The organism is Prosthecobacter sp. (assembly GCF_044226605.1).
Lineage (GTDB): Bacteria > Verrucomicrobiota > Verrucomicrobiia > Verrucomicrobiales > Verrucomicrobiaceae > Prosthecobacter.
Map to the genome: position 1 here is coordinate 503348 of NZ_JBGAGS010000001.1, position 16976 is coordinate 520323.

A 16976-nucleotide genomic window follows, 5' to 3' on the forward strand; every position below is an offset into this window, starting at 1 on the left:
TGCTATAGGCTGTCTCATGGCCCTCACCCGCATTTACCTGATTCGTCATGGTGCCACCGTACTGACAGCCGAAGACCGATTTGCCGGAGCAACCAATGTGCCTCTGTCAGAGGAAGGACGCTCCCAGGCCGCACATCTGGCTCAGCGTCTCAAAGGCCTGCCGATGGCGGCGGTGTATGCCTCACCACTCGACCGCACCATGGAAACGGCCCGCATTCTGGCTGCAGCGCATGAACTGGAGGTTCATCCCAGAGACGGCCTGCGTGAGATCTCGCACGGACATTGGGAGCAGATGACGCGTGCTGAGGTGGAGCAGAAATTTCCCACTGAAGCCGCTGCGTGGGACGAAGATCCTTTCACCTTTGCACCGACTGGCGGCGAAAGCGGACTCGCGGTGACCGCGCGCGCGCTGCCGGCCCTGCTCGACATTGTGAGGCAGCACGAAGGCGAGTCGGTGATTGTGGTGTCTCACAAAGCGACGATCCGGCTCCTGCTCAGTTCACTGCTCGGTTTCGATCCGCGACGATACAGGGACAACCTGGATCAAAACCCAGCTGCACTGAATGTCGTGGATTTCAAAGACCCGGTGCGCGCCCGACTAATGCTGTTCAACGACACCTCGCACTACTCCGAGGACACTTTGATCAAGCCAGACACGCCGAAGGCCTGCCTCTCGAGCTGGTGGGCCAAATGATCCGCCGCTTTATTTCTTGGCCGCACCAGCTTTGAACTTCGTCAGCAATTCCTGCACTTTTTTGCGCAGTTCGATTGCTTCGGCGCTTTTGCGGTCCATCCCTTGGAGCTTGGCATTGAGTGTCTTGATTTCGGTGGCGAGGGCGCGGCGTTCTTCCAGGGCCTTGTCGGCTGCCGTGGGCTGAGGCGCAGCGTCCACATCGTTCCAGTCATCCGTGCGGAAGATTGAGGCAGGGAGCCCGTCGCTATTGATGAGATTGGCACCTTCGGGATTTGCCGCCCAAGCGTAGCGCACGGCCACGGGCTGCTTCACTTCGGCGCTGCTGACGATGACGCTGTCGGTGCCGTCGATCTTGGCGTCTGCCCAATGCCAGACATGGTCCGCACCGGCGATCTCGAAGCGCTTCAAAGCGCCGCCATCGCGCGTCTTCAATCCGGCTCCGGCCTGATCAAAGGTGACACGCACGGCTCCATCCTGCACCTTGCTCGTTTTGAACAAAGGGCCGCTGTAAATGAGATCGCGGCCATAGTCCTTTGCCAACGCCCAGCGAGCGAGACGTTCTCCAGGAGTCTGTTTGTCTTTGGGGTGGATGTCGTTTGCCTCTCCCACCTCATTGATGATGGCCATGCCGGTCTTCGGCGTGGAGGTGAGGATGTGACGCATGCGATCCTGCAGCAGCGCCCAAGGGTCTGGCGTACCCGGTGCCGTGGAAGGCGCGTGGAAGTTTGCAAGCTGCACAAAATAGAAGGAGAACTCATCCGCCCAGCGCTTGCGCCAGTCCCGGATCATCAATGGGAGAGTCTCGTCATACGGCACGGCGCCCTGTCTGGCATTGCCTTCGCCCTGATACCAGATGGCTCCGCGCATGGTGTAGCCGGCGAAGGGGTTGATCATTGCATTGAACAGCACGCCGGGTTTGCCTTCGGTCTCCAGCGGAGGCTTGGGTGCCTCGGGCTTCTTCGGCAGGCGCTTGCGCTCCTCGGCGGACTTCCCTTTCGCGGCGGCCATCGTGGCTTTCCACTTTTCCAGATTGGTTTCGTAGGCGGCCTTTGCCTTGGTGGGATCATAGGAAGCGGCTTCCGCCATCACTTTGTCCACCAACGCCTTGGTGCCAGGCAGTGTGTTCAGCGCCTCGCGGCTGGTGAAAGTTTCCACGGGTTTGCCACCCCAGGCGGCCTTGATCACGCCCACAGGCACGCCCAATTCCTGATGGAGTTTCAGGGCAAAAAAGAACGCCACGGCGGAATAGCCTGGCACGGTCTGTGGGTTGCTGGATGTCCACTCGCCGGCGATGTCGTCCTGTGGTTCCACCGCCGTGACCAGCGGTGCGTTGAACATCCGCAGGCCTGGGTGATCCGCCTTTGCAATCACCTCAGCGTACGCAGGGGTGCGGTTCATGGTGTAGTACATGTTTGACTGTCCGGAGGCCAGCCACACCTCTCCCACCACCACGTCGTTGATCGTCACGCTGTCGCTGCCGGCCTTCACCGTGAGCGCCGCGCCTTTGGCATCCGCTTTTCCCGTTTCAATGGTGGCATGCCATTTGCCTTTCTCGTCCGCAGTGGCCGTGCTCGATTTGCCTTTGAACTCGACCTTTACCTCGGCCTTCGGATCTGCTTTGCCCCAGATCGCCGCCGCCCGCTCGCGCTGCAGCACCATGTGGTCGCTGAAAAAATGGGGCAGTGACAGTTCGGCCTGCAGACTTGCGGGCAGGCCCAGGCAGAGGGCGGCAAAAAAGAGCGGAAGAGATTTCATAGTGACTGGGCGGGTGAGAACGGTCTGAAAATCCCGGCCTATCGCGAAGATCGTTGCGAATTTGCCCAGCATCCCGACATTTCCCTCCTCCCATGAACGAAGACCTTCTGCGTGACACCGAGCGCTTTCTGCATGAGCAGATCCCCCTCACGCGCGCCATGGGCGTGTGCGTGGAAAGCTATGATGACTCCCAGCTCGTCCTCACCGCTCCGCTGGAGCCCAACCACAATCACCTCGGCACGGCCTTTGGCGGCAGTCTCAGCGCCCTGACCACCCTCGCCGGGTACGCCATGCTCTGGCTGCAGCTGGGCGACCGAAACGCGCACATCGTCATTCGCGAAAGCACTCTGCGCTACAAACGCCCCGTGCAAGGCACCCTCCGCGCCGTGTGCCCGCGCCCAGACGTGGCTTCGATGACAGCTTTCAGAGCCGCATTCGAGGCCACGGGCAAAGCCCACCTCAAGCTCCAGGTCCAGGTGATTCACGCGGAGCAGGTCTGCATGCTGTTTGAGGGCGACTTCGTGGCGCTGCGGTAGTCCCAAATATCGATGATGAAGAGCGGGATCTGCCCCGTAGAAACAGCATGCGATTTCTGACTGCACTGCTGCTCCTCCATCTCCCCGCACTTCTCCATGCCGCGGAGCCGTTTACCCTCACCGTGCTCGACATCCCAGACATTCAGCGGGGCGCAGGGCTCGCGATTGTCATGCAGACACCCGCAGGCAAAACCTACCTGTATGACACGGGCTCCGGTTATCCCGCCCGGGCCGCGTCCGACGGCTGGGAGGCGAACTTCAATGCGGGCAGGGACTTGATTGAGCCCTTCCTGAAAGAGCAAGGCGTCAAGCAGGTGGATGCCGTTTTGATCAGCCATGCTCACTTTGATCATTTTGGCGGTCTTCTCTGGCTGACGGACCATTTCCCGATCACCAGGCTCATCGACTCAGGCTACGTCTTTCCCGGCACGGCGGATGACAACTACACAGGAGAACTCGGCCAGTACAACAAGCTCCGCGATGGCTTTAAAAAGCGCGGTGCTTATCTTCAAGCCAACACCGGAGATTCGCTCGAACTCGACCCCGCCTTTAAAGTGGAGGTCCTCGCTCCGCCCAAAAGTTACTTCACCGAGCCCAATCCTGAATCGCGTCCCAAGAATGATCCTCCCGCGCACTACCTCGTGAATTCAAACTCCCTGGGGATTCGGATTCAGCATGGCGACATCATTTTCTACCTACCGGGAGACATCCAGAGCGAGGACATCAATCAAAGCCTGCTCAAGTCGGTCGATCCCGCCAAATTGAAATGCCACGTCCTCATCGCGCCCGGCCATGGCATTCACTGCACCAAAGAATTCGCAGAGGCCACACGGCCTGAGGTTTCAATCGCCAGTGTTTTTCCGCGCTATGCACGTGGCCTGAAAAGCACGCCAATGCTTAAAGCTGTGGGCGCCAAGACCTACATCACCGGACTCAATGGGCGCGTGCAGGTTGTCAGCGATGGCAAAAGCTACCGCGTCGTCACCGAACGTGACGAGGCCAGCAAGCCAGCACCTTCGACCAAATAGCCGAATTCCCCCATTTGTCTCGCCACTCGTTGCCGATTTCCTGAGGACACTGAGAGCACGTGGAGTTGCAAGAAGGAACGCCCTGGAGCGTTGATTCGCTCCCATGATTCGTACGACATTCCTCTCACTCCTTCTCGGCACGGCCTCAGTCGCCTTTGCAGCTGAGCCCCTTCCTGAAAGCGCCAAAGTCGGCCAGTTCTATGCAGGCTGTCAGGCCTACACGTTCAAGGCTTTTGACCTCATGACAGCGCTCGAAAAGATCGCGGCCTGCGGTGGCAAGACGGTGGAGTTTTTCCCCGGCCACCTGATGTCCAAGACCGATCCGAAATCCAAGTTTGACCACAACACCACCGCCGAGCAGCGCGCTCCGGTGAAGGCCAAGCTCAAGGAGCTGGGCCTCACCCCGGTGGGCTACGGCGTCGTGCGGCTGCAGAACAATGAGGAAGAGTGCCGCAAGATTTTCGACTTCTGCAAGGATATGGGCGTGGGCATCGTGGTCAGCGAACCCGCCGAAGACGCCTTCGATCTCATCGAAAAACTGGTGAAGGAATACGACATCAAGATGGCGATCCACAATCATCCGAAGAAGCCGCTCGATCGCAGTTACCGCTACTGGGACCCCGAATATGTGCTCAGCCTGGTGAAGGACCGCGATCCCCGCATGGGCTCATGCGCCGACATCGGCCACTGGGTGCGCTCTGGCGTGAAGCCCACGGATGCCATCAAGATCCTCAAAGGCCGCATCTTCGACAGCCACATCAAGGACCTCGACGCCTTCGGCGTGAAAGAGGCCAAGGACATGGTCTGGGGTACCGGCCAGTCAGACATTCCCGCCGTGCTGAACCTCTACGCCGAGCAGGGCTTCATGGGTCCTCTGGATGCCGAGTGGGAAAAAGACTGGGAAACCAGCCAGCCCGACGTGACCAAGTGCCTTGAATTCGTGAAGAACTTCAAGCCCACAACCACGAAGTAATTTTACAGCTCAGCTTTTTTCCGCAGCGGCGAAGGATCATGCATCCTTCGCCGCTTTGTTTTTTGCCGGAAGGTCACGGATTCGCGGCCTTCACATCATCGATCCACAGTTTCTTCCCCTGCCCCACGAGAAACACCAGCCGTGACTTCGCCACCTCAAACACCGTTCCTTTTGCTTCAAGTTTTTGTGCGCCATTGACTGTCACCGTCACCTGGTTGCCCCGCAGCGCCACGTCCAGCTTCACCCATTCCCCGGGCTTGGCCTGCAGCGGCGCAGAGGCCAGCCGCTCGGTGCGATAGTATTTCGGATCTGCCAGTTCCTCCGCAGTTGGTGGAGGCAGTTTCTTCCCCTCCTTCGCCAGCGTGGCGCGCAGCTTTCCGTGCTCGATGTGTGATTGAGGCGAGCCGCGATCCTGTGCGATGACCAGCGTATTGCCGTAGATGGACACTCGCAGCAGATGAGCCTGGCCTCCAAAGGCGGATTCACCATCCACAAGCATGAGGCAGTTCCCCTTCTCATCCAGCTTCACTTTGCAGCTCACATCCAGGTCGCGGCCCGCGAGAGGCGCAAACACCGCCGGACCGTGGTCGTCCTCCTTGGCGCAGGTGCCTTGCAGCATTCCATCCTGCACAGTCCACGAATTGGCACGTCCTCCAGTCGTCCAGCCTTTGGGCAGGTTGGAAGCGGAGAAATCTTCGTGGATCAGTTCACCAGCAAAAGCCGGGAGTGAAATAGACAACAGGAGCAAGGGCAGGCGCATGACTTCGAAACGAAGCCATGACAGCCCCTGTTGCGATTGGCGTCGGAATATTCTCACGCAGCGTCTTCCATTGACCCGGCTTCGTCTTCCATCAATGATTCCCGACATGAACCAGCGCACCCTGCTCGCCTCCCTCCTTTTTATTTTCATCCTCACCGCGTCCAGCCGCGCTGATCAGTTTGTGCTGTTTGACGTGACCTTCACTTTCACGCAGGAAGACGCGCTCAATTCCAAGCCGAGCCAATCGCACTACTACGTGAAAAGCGACAGGCTGAATCCAGAGCGCCCCAAAGACTGGACCTCGCCTGTGGATTACCGCAATGGCACGGTGCATCTGCGGCTGGAAGTTCTCGAAAAACCTGCGGGGGATCAACCCACCTCCTGGAGCGTCTGCTACATCCCCTACAAGGGCCAAAACCACGGCTATGGCTGCATCGGCACCGGCCCCTACACCACTGCTGGCGTGCATGAGAAGGATCTTTCCATGACCACTTTCTGGCAGAACAACGACATCGTCTGGAACGAAGGCATCAAGGAAATGCACCTCGTCCTCAAAGACGATCACAACCTCCACGCGCATAAGCGTCCCGATCCGGAAAAGTTTTTTCCCACCAAGGTGCGCATGACGCTGATCCAAGTGTCCAAGGGAGCGAAGTATGATCCGAAGCTCGTGCCGGGTCTGGCGGCAGCAACCAAATAGCGCTTCACATTCCGCCCCGAGGGCTGTCTCCTTCAACGATGACCAACTTCTGAATGTAGAAGGGCGTCTCACCGGGCGGCTTGGCGAAGGAGCGAAAAATGCTCACGAAAGCGAGGCTGGCTTCGGCAGGCACCACACAGCCCGCCATGACGATCCATTTCCAATTGTCCCGGGCGAACTGGATGGAGCCAGTGACCTGATCGCTGGAGTTCGTTGTGAATCTCACCTGGATGTCCTGCTCGGCTTCGTGCGGGACGTAACACAGCACGGCAAAGCTCACGGTCTTGCCGCGCACGCGGGCCAGGGCATCGCCCGTGATGCTGATCTGAAGGCCGTCGTTTTGCGTCTTGCCTGTGAGGGCCAGAGACCAGGGAGCTCCACGAAAAGTGTGCTCGTGATCCTTCCGTGCGGCGGCACCATGAATAAGACGCCAGTTCTTCGGCAGGTCACCGGTCCAATCAGCAAGATCGCCATTTGCCACCAGGGGTTGGGCGGGAAGATTCACCCAGTTCACTGCAGGAACTTCAGCCTGCGGAGTGGTCGTTTCCCAGGCAGCTGTGAGTTGCCGGAAGATCAGCTCGTAGCCGTTGTCGCTCGGATGGACATTGTCTTTGAAAAGGTCGGCACTTCTCTTTTGAACCATGAACGGCGTATAGCCGTCGATGAGCGTCAGATTTGGCATGGCCTTCGCCGCCCAGAGCCACCAGTCGCGGACTCGCTCGTAGCCATCGTTGTCGCGCCAGGGATTTTGCAGGATCGCCGCCTGGGGCGTGTGGGGAAATTCGAGTCCTATCCGGCCCATCGGTGCCAAAAAGGTGCCGCGTCCATACGGGTAGTCTTTCGGCCCGATGGCTGCCTGATGGTTGTGGCCGTGATTCCACAGGATGAGATCAGGCGCGTTCCCGCTGAGCGGCGCGAGCATGGGCGTCCACCGCGAGCCATCCATCATCGCTTGGGCAAAGGCGCCGGGGAGAACCGCATTGAGGACGGTCAGCGTGGCCTTGGTCGTTCCTTTCGAGATCTCGATGGGAGGCCCATAGTTTTTCGGACCAGTAGGTGCATTCGTCACCCATTCCGCCCAGTAGAGTTCCGTCACGTGGTGTGATGGAAACTGAGCCGCCAGCCAGCGGATGAACCGCCGCGTGCCGGAGCTTTCTTTGTAGCCTGTGCTGTCGGAAATGATGAGCAAGGTGGCAGATTCTCCATCCACGAGCTTCTTTTTGAGTAGAGACAATGCATTCACTGGCGGCAAGCCCGATGCAGCCGGCTCCGCGAAGACTTTTGAGGCGGCACACCCCATGGCCAGACCATAAGAGAGAAAAATGCGGCGTGGGATGGGAGGAAGGTCTCTGAGCATGGTGGAGGATAGGGGACGACTTTATGCTCTTTACCAAGGGATGGACACGAAGAGAACCCGTTTTTGCAGAACTGATGTTCCTCAATTGAGCGCTGCATAGACCGCCACGGCGAGAAGAATGGCAGCAACGATCAGGGACCGAGATCCATCAATCATCATCTCAGTGTCGATGTTCAAAGCGGATCGGGTGGGATTTTGCGGATCATAGAACACCTCCAATGCCATGCCTGTGGGATACTTGGCTGCCTCAGACTCCGCGAAGGACTGGCCGCCCGAGATCGAGACCGTCACCGGACTGCCGGCTCCCACGATGTTGTGATACTCCTGCCCTTCGACCTTGTAGCTGAACTCGATCACCGGCTTGTAAAACGTCCTCATCGAACTGTTTGATGAAGAGACGGACTCCTTGTAGGCCTCGACGGTGCTGGACACAATGACACCTGGCGTGCGCAACCATGGGAAGGCCTTGCGTGGATGCAGGCGGTTCCAAATGCCTGCCGCCAGGCAAAACAAGCCCAGGAATCCCGCCACTGCCACGATGAGCGGATGGTGCACCTGTGGAAGAGCGGAGTCAAAGGACTCGCTAATGGATGTGACATTCCAAAAGCTGGCGACCACCACCGCATATACGAGCAGCACGATGGCGGTGCCAGTCCAGAGACAGCCGAGGCTCACCGGCGGCTTGCGCTCCAGCACGCAGTCCGCCGGATTTTCAGGATCATAAAACACCGGCACCTCCGCACCGACCGCATAACGCTTCAGCACCTGATCCACATTGTCCGCCGGTGCGATGCCGACGCTGATGCGATCACCATGAACCACTTTTCCGCCGACACTGAAGTCGTAGGCGACACACGGCAGGTTACGGACTTTGGTCGTGTCGCCGACAAAGCGATGATGTTCCACATCCACTTTAGACTTCGTGATCCGTGCGCGGCCCTCGAGCCACGCTTCCGCTTTTTTGACCCGGCGCGTCATGTAAATCATGAGTGCAAGGATTAGACCAGGGACGATGGCGATCACCAGCAGCAGAACGATCGCGGAATCCTGCCGCCCTTGCAGGAAAATCGTGGAGGTGGTGGCGAGAATGCCGAGCAAAGCCGCCACCGGCAGCCGCGAACGCTTCCACTGAGTGACAAGCATCACCAGTCCAACCAAGAGTAATGTGAGCGACAGGCCGCGGCATATCCGCTTGATCAGGGCCATGGTGTCGTTCGGCACAGGTTGTGCATAGGGTGCACTGCCGATGTCAAAGAGTTCACCCGGGCCTTCACGTGCAAAGGCATTTTGCATGGCCTGCACCATAAGCTCCCGCTCCGCGAGCACCTCCTTCTCAGTTTTTGCCGTCAGCGTCAGTCGGGCATCCCGGGTCTGCTGCTGCGGGTTCTTCTCTGTCTCCAGCTTCGCCTGGCTGCAAACGGATTGCCTGGCTGCCTCAAATGCCCGAAGCACCCGAGCATCGTCACGCTCCTGCGTGGTTCTCAACCGGGTCTCGGTCGTCATCTCCGTCGCTGCGAAGGAGGCGGCAAAATCCTGCACCTCCCAGGAGATAAATGCGAGCACCGCCATGATGACAAACACACCGAGCATCTGCTGAAAGCGCAGCATCACCCGAGGGCCTGGCTGTTTCTTTTTCATGGCTCACCTGCCTGAGAAGGTGCCTCATCCGGTAGAGAAAGCAATCAAACGAAAAGGAGGGCGGCCGCGCCGTCCTCCCCTTCGGAGACGAAAAACCGGTCTTCAGCCAAGGCTCTCCTTGCGTTTCATCTGCCGGGCTTTCCACCACAGCAGCAGCATGGGGACAAACCACGTCAGATTCAGAAGAGAGGCATATTTCATGACCTGACGCGTGAACTGAAAAAATGGATTCTGGTTCATCGCAGCCCTGGCAGCCGCGTCATTCGCATGCTCTGCCACGGCGACCGTGCCGAGTGCAAAATGACGGGCGGTGACCAGCACTCCCTGAGCCGCCTCCCACCCCACCACGCAACCACCGTAGGCAGTCCAGCCAAGCGCGCAGCCACCGATGGCCCACATGCCAAGGCCGATGCCACCCCAGCAGGCAACTCCGACGGCCATGCCTCCGACGGACAAAAGACCCACCGAAAAAGCCCCCAGGCTGAAAGGCGCCACCGCCATGGCACCGAAGGCACCGATCACCCCGATGGCAAAGTCACCGATGGCAAACCACGCCGTCACCGGACGCACGGATTCGCCACGCTTTCTGCCAAAGCGCAGGTGGAGGATGGGCAGGCCGAGCAGCGTGAGTCTGCTGCGGTATTCCAGCAGCGGCACCCCCCATTTCCCAACGGGGAGAGTGGCCTCCAACGCGGCCTCCCGCATCGGCATCTGCTTGTTTTTTCTCCAGCCCCAAACCACTCCTCCGAGTGCAAAGAGGAGACAGGCTCCCACCAGCCCGAGCTGCAGCGCAACGAACCAAGCCGGATGCGTTTGTGCGAGCCACTTGCCCGAGAATGTCAGCGCCAGAAGCATCGCCCCGAACACCAGAGTCACGACCGCCAAAACGCAGTAGAATTTTTTGATCAGCCGCCGCTCCTCTTCCGAGCGTGCGCTGTCCATGCTCACTTTGTACCCCACCCCTGCAAACAGCAGCGCCATAAGCGGGCTCAGCAGGCCGTTGAGCGTCGAAGCGAGCACGGTCTTGCCGCCCGCGCCCCCTTTGGCGATGGTCGTGACGCCCACGGTCGCAGCTGTGGCAGAGCTCGTGGCCAGGGGCAGAGCCGCAAGCACGCAGCAGGTAAAGGCTGCGGTGGGCATGGTCTGGCGCAGCGTGTTTCCCAGCATGCGCTCCACCTGCTCCGCCAGCATGGCGCGGCCACGTGCCAGCCTCTGCTTCACCACATCCTCTGACAGATCCAGAGAGGCCGCCACCTCAGCGACAGATTCATGCTGGCGATAATACAGCACCATGGGTTCACGGTAGTTTGCAGGAAGGGTCTGCAGTGTGCGCCAGAGCATGGCGTTCTCCTGCTCGCTGATCGCGCTTTCGTCTGGAGAGAGTTCCTCCGAAGCGGGATGGGCGAGTTCATCCAGCTCTGACGCCATCGCGGTGGGGGTGCGCCGCTGCTTGCGCAGGAAGTTGTTGATCACGTGCCGTGCGATGCCGCAGAGCCAGCCGCGGAGATTGGTCTTTTCGCGCAGGTTGCGCAGCTGCTGCCAGGCGGTGATGAAGGTCTCCTGAGCCAGGTCTTCGCTCACATGCACATTGCCGCAGGCGCTGTAGGCTAGCCCGCAGACGAGCGACTGATGCCGCTCCACAATATTGCCAAAGGCCTGCGTATCGCCGCGCAGGCTGAGTTCCACGAGCTGGGCATCGTCTGAAGTTCCGGGGATGAGAGTTGCAGTATTCATGTCATCCATCAGTGGTCGGCGGAGGGCCTGCGGTGACAAAAAATATGCGTTTTGTCCCCGCCGCGTCAATCGCCGGCCTGGTCCCGCAGCCATTCGATCCGGCGCTGCAGCCTCATTTGACGCTCTGCATTTGGCTGGGGATACAAGATCGGATACCAAGCCGTCATCACCGCCGCACGGGCAATGAGGCTGTGCTTCAGCGCCTCGGCATCCAGGCGCCCACCCGCTGCGCAGTAGGCATCACAGACCGCCTGAACCGTGGCGTGATCTTCATCTAAAATCTGCGCATTCCAGATGGCGGAGGCCACATCCCACTCCACCGGGCCGGAAAAGGTATCCTCCCAGTCGGTCCACAGCAGACCGAGAGTGGTGTTCATGAGATTTCCCAGATGTGCATCTCCGTGCACAGGCTGATGAGGATATTGATTGAGCACCTCCATCGAATGCTCGAGACGATGCCTCAGCATCTGCTGAGTGGTGTGCGGAAACAATTCACGATCCCGCAGAATCTGGAGGCTCTCTGTGATGATGGCCAGATGCGGCAGCGGCTCCGCAAAGCGGCTCATGATTTCATGGCACTGGCGCAAGGTGCGGCCGATCTCTCGTGGCTCAGGCTCGGCCTCAATGCGTGTGACAAACTGCCAGAAATTGATTGGATATCCCAGATGCTCATGAGGGCCCGGTGGCAGATCAGGATGCAGCGGGATGACCGGCGCGCCATTCGCCGTCAGATGCTGGGCGATGGCGTTTTCCCGCGCAAACCACTCCGTGCCCTGCCTGGGACCGCTGGTGTCCTGCACCACTCTCGCCACCAGTGTTTCCGTGAGGCGCAGCACCAGCGTGCTGCCGTTTTGAAGGATGTCACAGCGGTCCGGAATGATGCCATGGGCGATGGCTGTTTCGGTGGCGGCGCGAATGGGAAGATCGGTGTCAGGCATGAAATTGAAAGCGTCAAGATTCAGCCTACCCATTCGCACGATTTCACACACGCTCCCGAGAGCGTCGCAGCCCAGCGCACGCGCCAGCCGGCAATCTCCGTGGCATACTCCCGCGCTGAATCGTCGTGGTAGGCAGGCTGTGGCTGCAGAGCGAGTGACTGATCAATGATCACGCGCACATCATCCGGCACGCGGCTGTCGCAGTCCCAGCACACAGGCAACCGCTGCGGCGCCTCATGCGCAAAACCGCTGCTCGCCTCCGGGATCGAGTCGGCATAGCGGACGTAGGGTTTGATGTCGAGAATCGGCGTGCCATCCACGAGGTCAACGCCCGAGACAAACAGGCGCGGCGCGGCATCGCCTTCGAGATCCACGCGGTCCAGCTTTACCACGCTGAGCGTGAGCCGGTTTGGCCGAAAGGGCGAGCGCGTGGCAAACACGCCGCGCCGTTCATTGCCGCCGAGCCGTGGCGGCCGCACCGTGAGCGATGTCGGCTCTTCGGTGACGAGGTGAAACTGCGTGATAAGCCACAGGTGGCTGAACTGCTCGATGCCGCGCACAGCCTCCTTTCGCCGATAGGCCGGCTCAAACTCCACCACTCCCCAGGCGCTGGGCACCAGCCCCGGCTGGCGCGGCACACCGAACTTGTCGGTGTAGCACGTGCGCAGGGTGGCGATGACGTTCAATGAAATCATGCCGCAACTAGGGCGGACTATCCGGCACGGCAAGGCAGAAGCTGTTGAAACCTGTCGCAGTCCTCATGCACTCTCACTTCCCGAAGCGCCAGCCCCACCCTCTTTCCGTGAAGTCTTGAGGAGCCAGAGCCCGGCTGAAGCAAAGACCAGGCCCAGTAGTGGCAGGATGATATTTGCCATCTCGCTTCCTGGTTCCAGTACGCTGGCAGCAGGATCATTCGCTTTGTAGTGCACCCTCACCTCAGCTCCCACCGGATAGCGTGCCGCCACAGCCTCTGCATCCGATGAACGACTCGACTGATAACTGCCAAACGACACCCGCTGCGACGCGTATGTTTTTCCATCGACAGCAAACTCATACTGCACCTCAGGAGAGTAGAGTCTTTTGGCTCCTGCTCTGGGTGTGCGTACAAACGAAGCCAGAACCTTTCCTTGAGTGGCAGGCCAGGTTTTGCTCGCGTTGGATTCCCAGACCTCCTTCACTCCCACACAAAACATCACCAGACCGACGATGCTGAAGATGAGAGCGAACTGTCGCGGATTGCCTTTTTTGTTTCGGGTCATGGTGGATAAGTGACGTGAATGCAGTCTGGACTTAGCCCGTGGCCTTTCTGCTGTGACACATCACAGCCAAGGAATTTTTCCTGCAGGCCATTCAGTCACCGCAGGCACCTCGCCATTTTCCTCCGCCCAAAGCCATCCTCACTCCATACTTCACCCCTTGCCGAATCTGACGGCTGCCTCATCTTCACCTTTCATGCATCTGTCCCACCTGCTGCTCTCCATTCTGTTCCTCTCCACCTCAGTCCATGCTGAACGCATGAGCTGGCTGGAGAATGACCGCATCAAGCTGGGGGTGGATCTTGACCACGGCGGTGCCATTACCTTTCTGGCCAGCGTGAAGGACGGCGCGAATGTGATCAACAACTTCGACCTGGGGCGGCAGGTACAGCTTTCGTTCTACTCCGGCCCGGTTCCCTTTGAAGCGAACGGGCAGAAGCCTGCGGAGCACTGGCGGCACATCGGCTGGAACCCGATTCAAACGGGCGACGATTTCAAAAACGCCAGCCGCATTTTGACCCACGAAAACGACAGGAGGCAGATCCACCTCACCTGCGTGCCGCTGCAGTGGCCCCTCAACAATGTGCCAGGAGAATGTACCTTCGACTCATGGCTGGAACTCGACGGCGCCGTAGTGAAGGCGCGGGCGCGGCTCACCAACAAGCGCAGCGACACCGTGCAGTATCCCGCACGTTTGCAGGAGCTTCCCGCCGTCTATGCCAATGCTGCGTTTCATCGCGTGGTGAGCTACATGAATGAGAAGCCTTTCACCCAAGATGCGGTGTCCACGGCACCGGCGCCTCATGGCAAACATCCGTGGTCTTTCTGGACCGGCACCGAGGGCTGGGCGGCGCTGCTGGATGAGAAAGATTATGGCCTTGGGCTGGTCACTCCGGGGCGCGTACACTTCACTGGCGGCTTTGCAGGAAAGCCGGGACCTAATGACACGCATGGGAACAGCACCGGCTACCTTGCCGGTCAAGGCCAGGAGATTCTGGACCACAACATCGTCTATGATTTTGGCTACGAGCTAGTGCTGGGAAACGTCCAAGAAATCCGCGCCCGAGCGGCTGTGCATCGTAGTCAGGCAGCTCCCACGTGGAGCTTTGTGAATGACCGTCAGGGCTGGCATTATCAAAACGCCCGCGACAGTGGCTGGCCGGTGAAGGACAGCCTGAACGTGGTGCTGGAGCAAGACGATCCACAGCTCATCAGCCCCATGACCTTCTGGCAGGCGGCTGATGCGCCCTATCTCATCATCGATGCGGCTTTTCATACGGAACAAAAGCAAGGCACCCTCATGTGGCAGTCGTTTGGACAGAAGGGCTTTTCTGCTGAAAACTTACTCGCGTTCCCACTCATAGCTGATGGTGAATTTCACCGGCATGTGATTCCCTTGTCCTCAGTCGCTTCCTATCGGGGTGGCATGCTTCGCCTGAGAATCGATCCCGTGGGCAGCGCCGAACCCGGCGCATGGATGAAGGTGCGCAGCATCAGACTGGCGGCTTCGGGGAAGTGATGGATGGTACTCCTTTTGGAAATCTTTTCGCCGTTCCGGCGTTGTTCGAAGATGCTCTTTCATTCACGCATCCTGCCCCTTTTCACCGTCCTGCTGCTGGCGCTTCCCAGCCTTGGTCATTCTGCTCCGGACCTCGCACCCACTCATGCTGACATCGTTTATGCCAAGGTGAATGACCACGAGCTGAAGCTGGACCTGTATCTGCCGAAGGATTCGAAGAAACCGCCTTTGGTGGTGTTCATCCACGGCGGCGGCTGGAAGGCCGGATCGTACAAAAACTGTTCGACCTCCTGGCTCACCGAAAGCGGCTTTGCCGTGGCGAGCATCAGCTACCGCCTCTCCCAGGTGGCCGTGTTTCCAGCACAGATTCACGATTGCAAAGGCGCTGTGCGCTGGCTGCGAGCTCATGCGGGAGAGTACGGGTATGACGCCACCCGCGTGGGCGTGGCTGGCACGTCTGCGGGCGGGCATCTGGTGCTTTTGCTCGGCACCACCGGCGGCGTCCCCGAGTACGAAGGAAACGTCGGCGGCAATCTCGATCAAAGCTCGGCGGTTCAGGCAGTGGCGGACTATTTTGGCCCCAGCGACTTCATTCTGCGTTCGGAAAATCAGCCCATCAAAACGGAAGATCCCAAATCAACTGTATTCCTGCTGCTGGGCGGTCCGGTGAAAAAGAATCTCGAACTCGCCCGCTTTGCCAGCCCCGTCTTCCAGGTCAGCGCTGGCGACGCTCCGCTGCTCATCATCCACGGCGACAAAGATGGCACAGTCCATCTCGATCAATCTCAGCGCATGGTGGATGTTTATCAGAAGGCCGGGCTCGAAGTGGCCCTGCAAGTCGTGCCGGGCGGAGGCCATGGTGGCAATGCCCATTTTACGCCACCGCTTCGAGACATGGTCGCCACCTTCTTCACCAAGCACCTGCGGCCTGCCGCGCCTTGATTCAAACCGAGAGCCGCCACGTCAGTTCCATGCTCATGCCCACCGGCAGCGGAGTCACAGGGCCCGCAGGGGTTTCGAGCACTTCCATTTTTTGCGATGCCTTCTCCATCGTGAATCGCTTTTCAGACGCCGGAAATCCATAGAAGCCCGGACCATTGAGACAAAGGAAGCGCTCAAACAAAGCCTTCCCCTCCGCCGTGCCGAGATCCACACCTGCCTCTTCGAACGCCATGGCATAAAGCTGAGGCGCGCAACCTCCGGTAAAGCAGCCCGCCGCACAGCCGCAGGCCGTCGCCTTGGTGGTATGCGGGGCGCTGTCTGTGCCGGCGAAATATTTCTTCTGCCCCGTGCTCGTGACGGCCTGCCGAAGTGCGGCGCGGTCATCCTGAAACTTCACGATCGGCAGACAGTACAGATGATATTTTAGTCCCTGGATCAGATGCCCCAGAGTGTAGAGCAAATGCTGGGGCGTGATCGTCGCGCCCACATGCTCCGGCGCATTTGCCACAAACTCCGCCGCCTTGCGCGTGGTGATGTGCTCGCACACGATGCGCAGCTTTGGATGCGCTGCCAGCAACCTCGGCATCCGCTCCGAATAAAATCGGGTTTCCGCGTTCTGCTGCGCATCGATGTAGTCTGGTCCGCTCAGCGCATGCTGCTCGCCATGGATGCACAGCACCACACCACACTCCTCCATCGCCCGCAGCACCTCTCCGCCAATCAGGTCATCCATCGGCACCCCGTGTTCTGAGTTTGTCGTTCCATGCGGCGGGTAGTACTTGCAGGCGCGCAACTGCCCGGAGGCAGCGCCTTCGCGAATCATTGCCGCCGTGGTATGGCGGGTCAGATACAAAGGCACAATGAGCTGCTCAAAGGCATCCGCTCCCGCCGCACGCAGTTCTGCCGAGTAACTTTCGATCGACCAGCCATCGCTCTGCGCGGCCCCTGAAATGCGAGAAACCGGCGGCTGGGTGTTCGGCATCGCCAGCGCTCCCGCACAGCCCATGTCGCGATGCGCTTTGACATAAGCAGTCATCGCCGGGCCTTGGCGGAAATGCGTGTGGAGATCAAACCATTGGGGAAGCGTCAGAGTCATGCATGTTCGTTAGCGCGGAGCCACGAACGATCAATCGAGAGTTGAGGCAA

General features: G+C 59.4%; 16 protein-coding genes. 7 read left to right on the forward strand and 9 right to left on the reverse strand.

The window, feature by feature from the left end; all coding sequences use genetic code 11:
• Positions 1–16: 16 nt before the first annotated feature.
• Entirely contained in the window at positions 17–694 is a 678-nt protein-coding gene (locus ACILSO_RS01790) for a histidine phosphatase family protein (protein WP_395735638.1), read from the forward strand.
• A 9-nt stretch (positions 695–703) separates the two neighbouring features.
• Here the strand turns inward: ACILSO_RS01790 and ACILSO_RS01795 are convergent, their stop codons facing one another.
• Positions 704–2449, reverse strand: a complete 1746-nt coding sequence (locus tag ACILSO_RS01795) for a sialate O-acetylesterase (RefSeq protein WP_395735639.1) — start codon at positions 2447–2449, stop codon at positions 704–706.
• A 92-nt stretch (positions 2450–2541) separates the two neighbouring features.
• Between ACILSO_RS01795 and ACILSO_RS01800 the strand changes: the two genes are divergently transcribed.
• The 3 genes from ACILSO_RS01800 to ACILSO_RS01810 all read left to right on the forward strand — a co-directional run bounded on the left by ACILSO_RS01800 (position 2542) and on the right by ACILSO_RS01810 (position 4986).
• Positions 2542–2985 (forward strand): YiiD C-terminal domain-containing protein, encoded by a 444-nt coding sequence (locus tag ACILSO_RS01800; RefSeq protein WP_395735640.1) that lies wholly within the window; start codon positions 2542–2544, stop codon positions 2983–2985.
• Positions 2986–3032: 47 nt separating this feature from the next.
• Positions 3033–4013, forward strand: coding sequence for a ComEC/Rec2 family competence protein (locus ACILSO_RS01805; RefSeq protein WP_395735641.1), 981 nt, complete (start codon positions 3033–3035; stop codon positions 4011–4013).
• 103 nt (positions 4014–4116) lie between these two features.
• Positions 4117–4986, forward strand: coding sequence for a sugar phosphate isomerase/epimerase family protein (locus ACILSO_RS01810; protein WP_395735642.1), 870 nt, complete (start codon positions 4117–4119; stop codon positions 4984–4986).
• 73 nt (positions 4987–5059) lie between these two features.
• On the opposite strand, the gene ACILSO_RS01815 is transcribed toward ACILSO_RS01810, so the two are convergent.
• Positions 5060–5746, reverse strand: a complete 687-nt coding sequence (locus ACILSO_RS01815; protein WP_395735643.1) for a family 16 glycoside hydrolase — start codon at positions 5744–5746, stop codon at positions 5060–5062.
• A gap of 106 nt (positions 5747–5852) precedes the next feature.
• Between ACILSO_RS01815 and ACILSO_RS01820 the strand changes: the two genes are divergently transcribed.
• A complete protein-coding gene (locus tag ACILSO_RS01820) occupies positions 5853–6446 on the forward strand; it encodes a hypothetical protein (protein WP_395735644.1) in 594 nt (197 codons plus the stop codon).
• A gap of 4 nt (positions 6447–6450) precedes the next feature.
• Here the strand turns inward: ACILSO_RS01820 and ACILSO_RS01825 are convergent, their stop codons facing one another.
• From ACILSO_RS01825 to ACILSO_RS01850, 6 genes are all read right to left on the reverse strand, one after another.
• Entirely contained in the window at positions 6451–7803 is a 1353-nt protein-coding gene (locus ACILSO_RS01825) for a hypothetical protein (RefSeq protein WP_395735645.1), read from the reverse strand.
• An 81-nt stretch (positions 7804–7884) separates the two neighbouring features.
• Positions 7885–9441 (reverse strand): DUF3592 domain-containing protein, encoded by a 1557-nt coding sequence (locus ACILSO_RS01830; RefSeq protein WP_395735646.1) that lies wholly within the window; start codon positions 9439–9441, stop codon positions 7885–7887.
• Positions 9442–9543: 102 nt separating this feature from the next.
• The gene (locus ACILSO_RS01835) at positions 9544–11175 is read right to left on the reverse strand and encodes an RNA polymerase sigma factor (RefSeq protein WP_395735647.1); all 1632 of its coding nucleotides are present in this window, start codon (positions 11173–11175) and stop codon (positions 9544–9546) included.
• A 65-nt stretch (positions 11176–11240) separates the two neighbouring features.
• Positions 11241–12113, reverse strand: coding sequence for a phosphotransferase enzyme family protein (locus ACILSO_RS01840; RefSeq protein ID WP_395735648.1), 873 nt, complete (start codon positions 12111–12113; stop codon positions 11241–11243).
• Between the two features lie 20 nt (positions 12114–12133).
• A complete protein-coding gene (gene tsaA, locus ACILSO_RS01845) occupies positions 12134–12808 on the reverse strand; it encodes a tRNA (N6-threonylcarbamoyladenosine(37)-N6)-methyltransferase TrmO (RefSeq protein ID WP_395735649.1) in 675 nt (224 codons plus the stop codon).
• A gap of 63 nt (positions 12809–12871) precedes the next feature.
• Positions 12872–13372, reverse strand: coding sequence for a DUF3592 domain-containing protein (locus ACILSO_RS01850; RefSeq protein WP_395735650.1), 501 nt, complete (start codon positions 13370–13372; stop codon positions 12872–12874).
• Between the two features lie 193 nt (positions 13373–13565).
• Between ACILSO_RS01850 and ACILSO_RS01855 the strand changes: the two genes are divergently transcribed.
• Both ACILSO_RS01855 and ACILSO_RS01860 read left to right on the forward strand, forming a co-directional pair.
• Positions 13566–14888, forward strand: a complete 1323-nt coding sequence (locus ACILSO_RS01855) for a hypothetical protein (protein ID WP_395735651.1) — start codon at positions 13566–13568, stop codon at positions 14886–14888.
• A gap of 51 nt (positions 14889–14939) precedes the next feature.
• A complete protein-coding gene (locus tag ACILSO_RS01860) occupies positions 14940–15830 on the forward strand; it encodes an alpha/beta hydrolase fold domain-containing protein (protein WP_395735652.1) in 891 nt (296 codons plus the stop codon).
• Position 15831: 1 nt separating this feature from the next.
• On the opposite strand, the gene ACILSO_RS01865 is transcribed toward ACILSO_RS01860, so the two are convergent.
• Positions 15832–16926 carry a dihydroorotase gene (locus ACILSO_RS01865; protein ID WP_395735653.1) on the reverse strand — a complete coding sequence of 365 codons (1095 nt, stop codon included), beginning with the start codon at positions 16924–16926 and terminating at the stop codon, positions 15832–15834.
• Positions 16927–16976 lie beyond the last annotated feature (50 nt).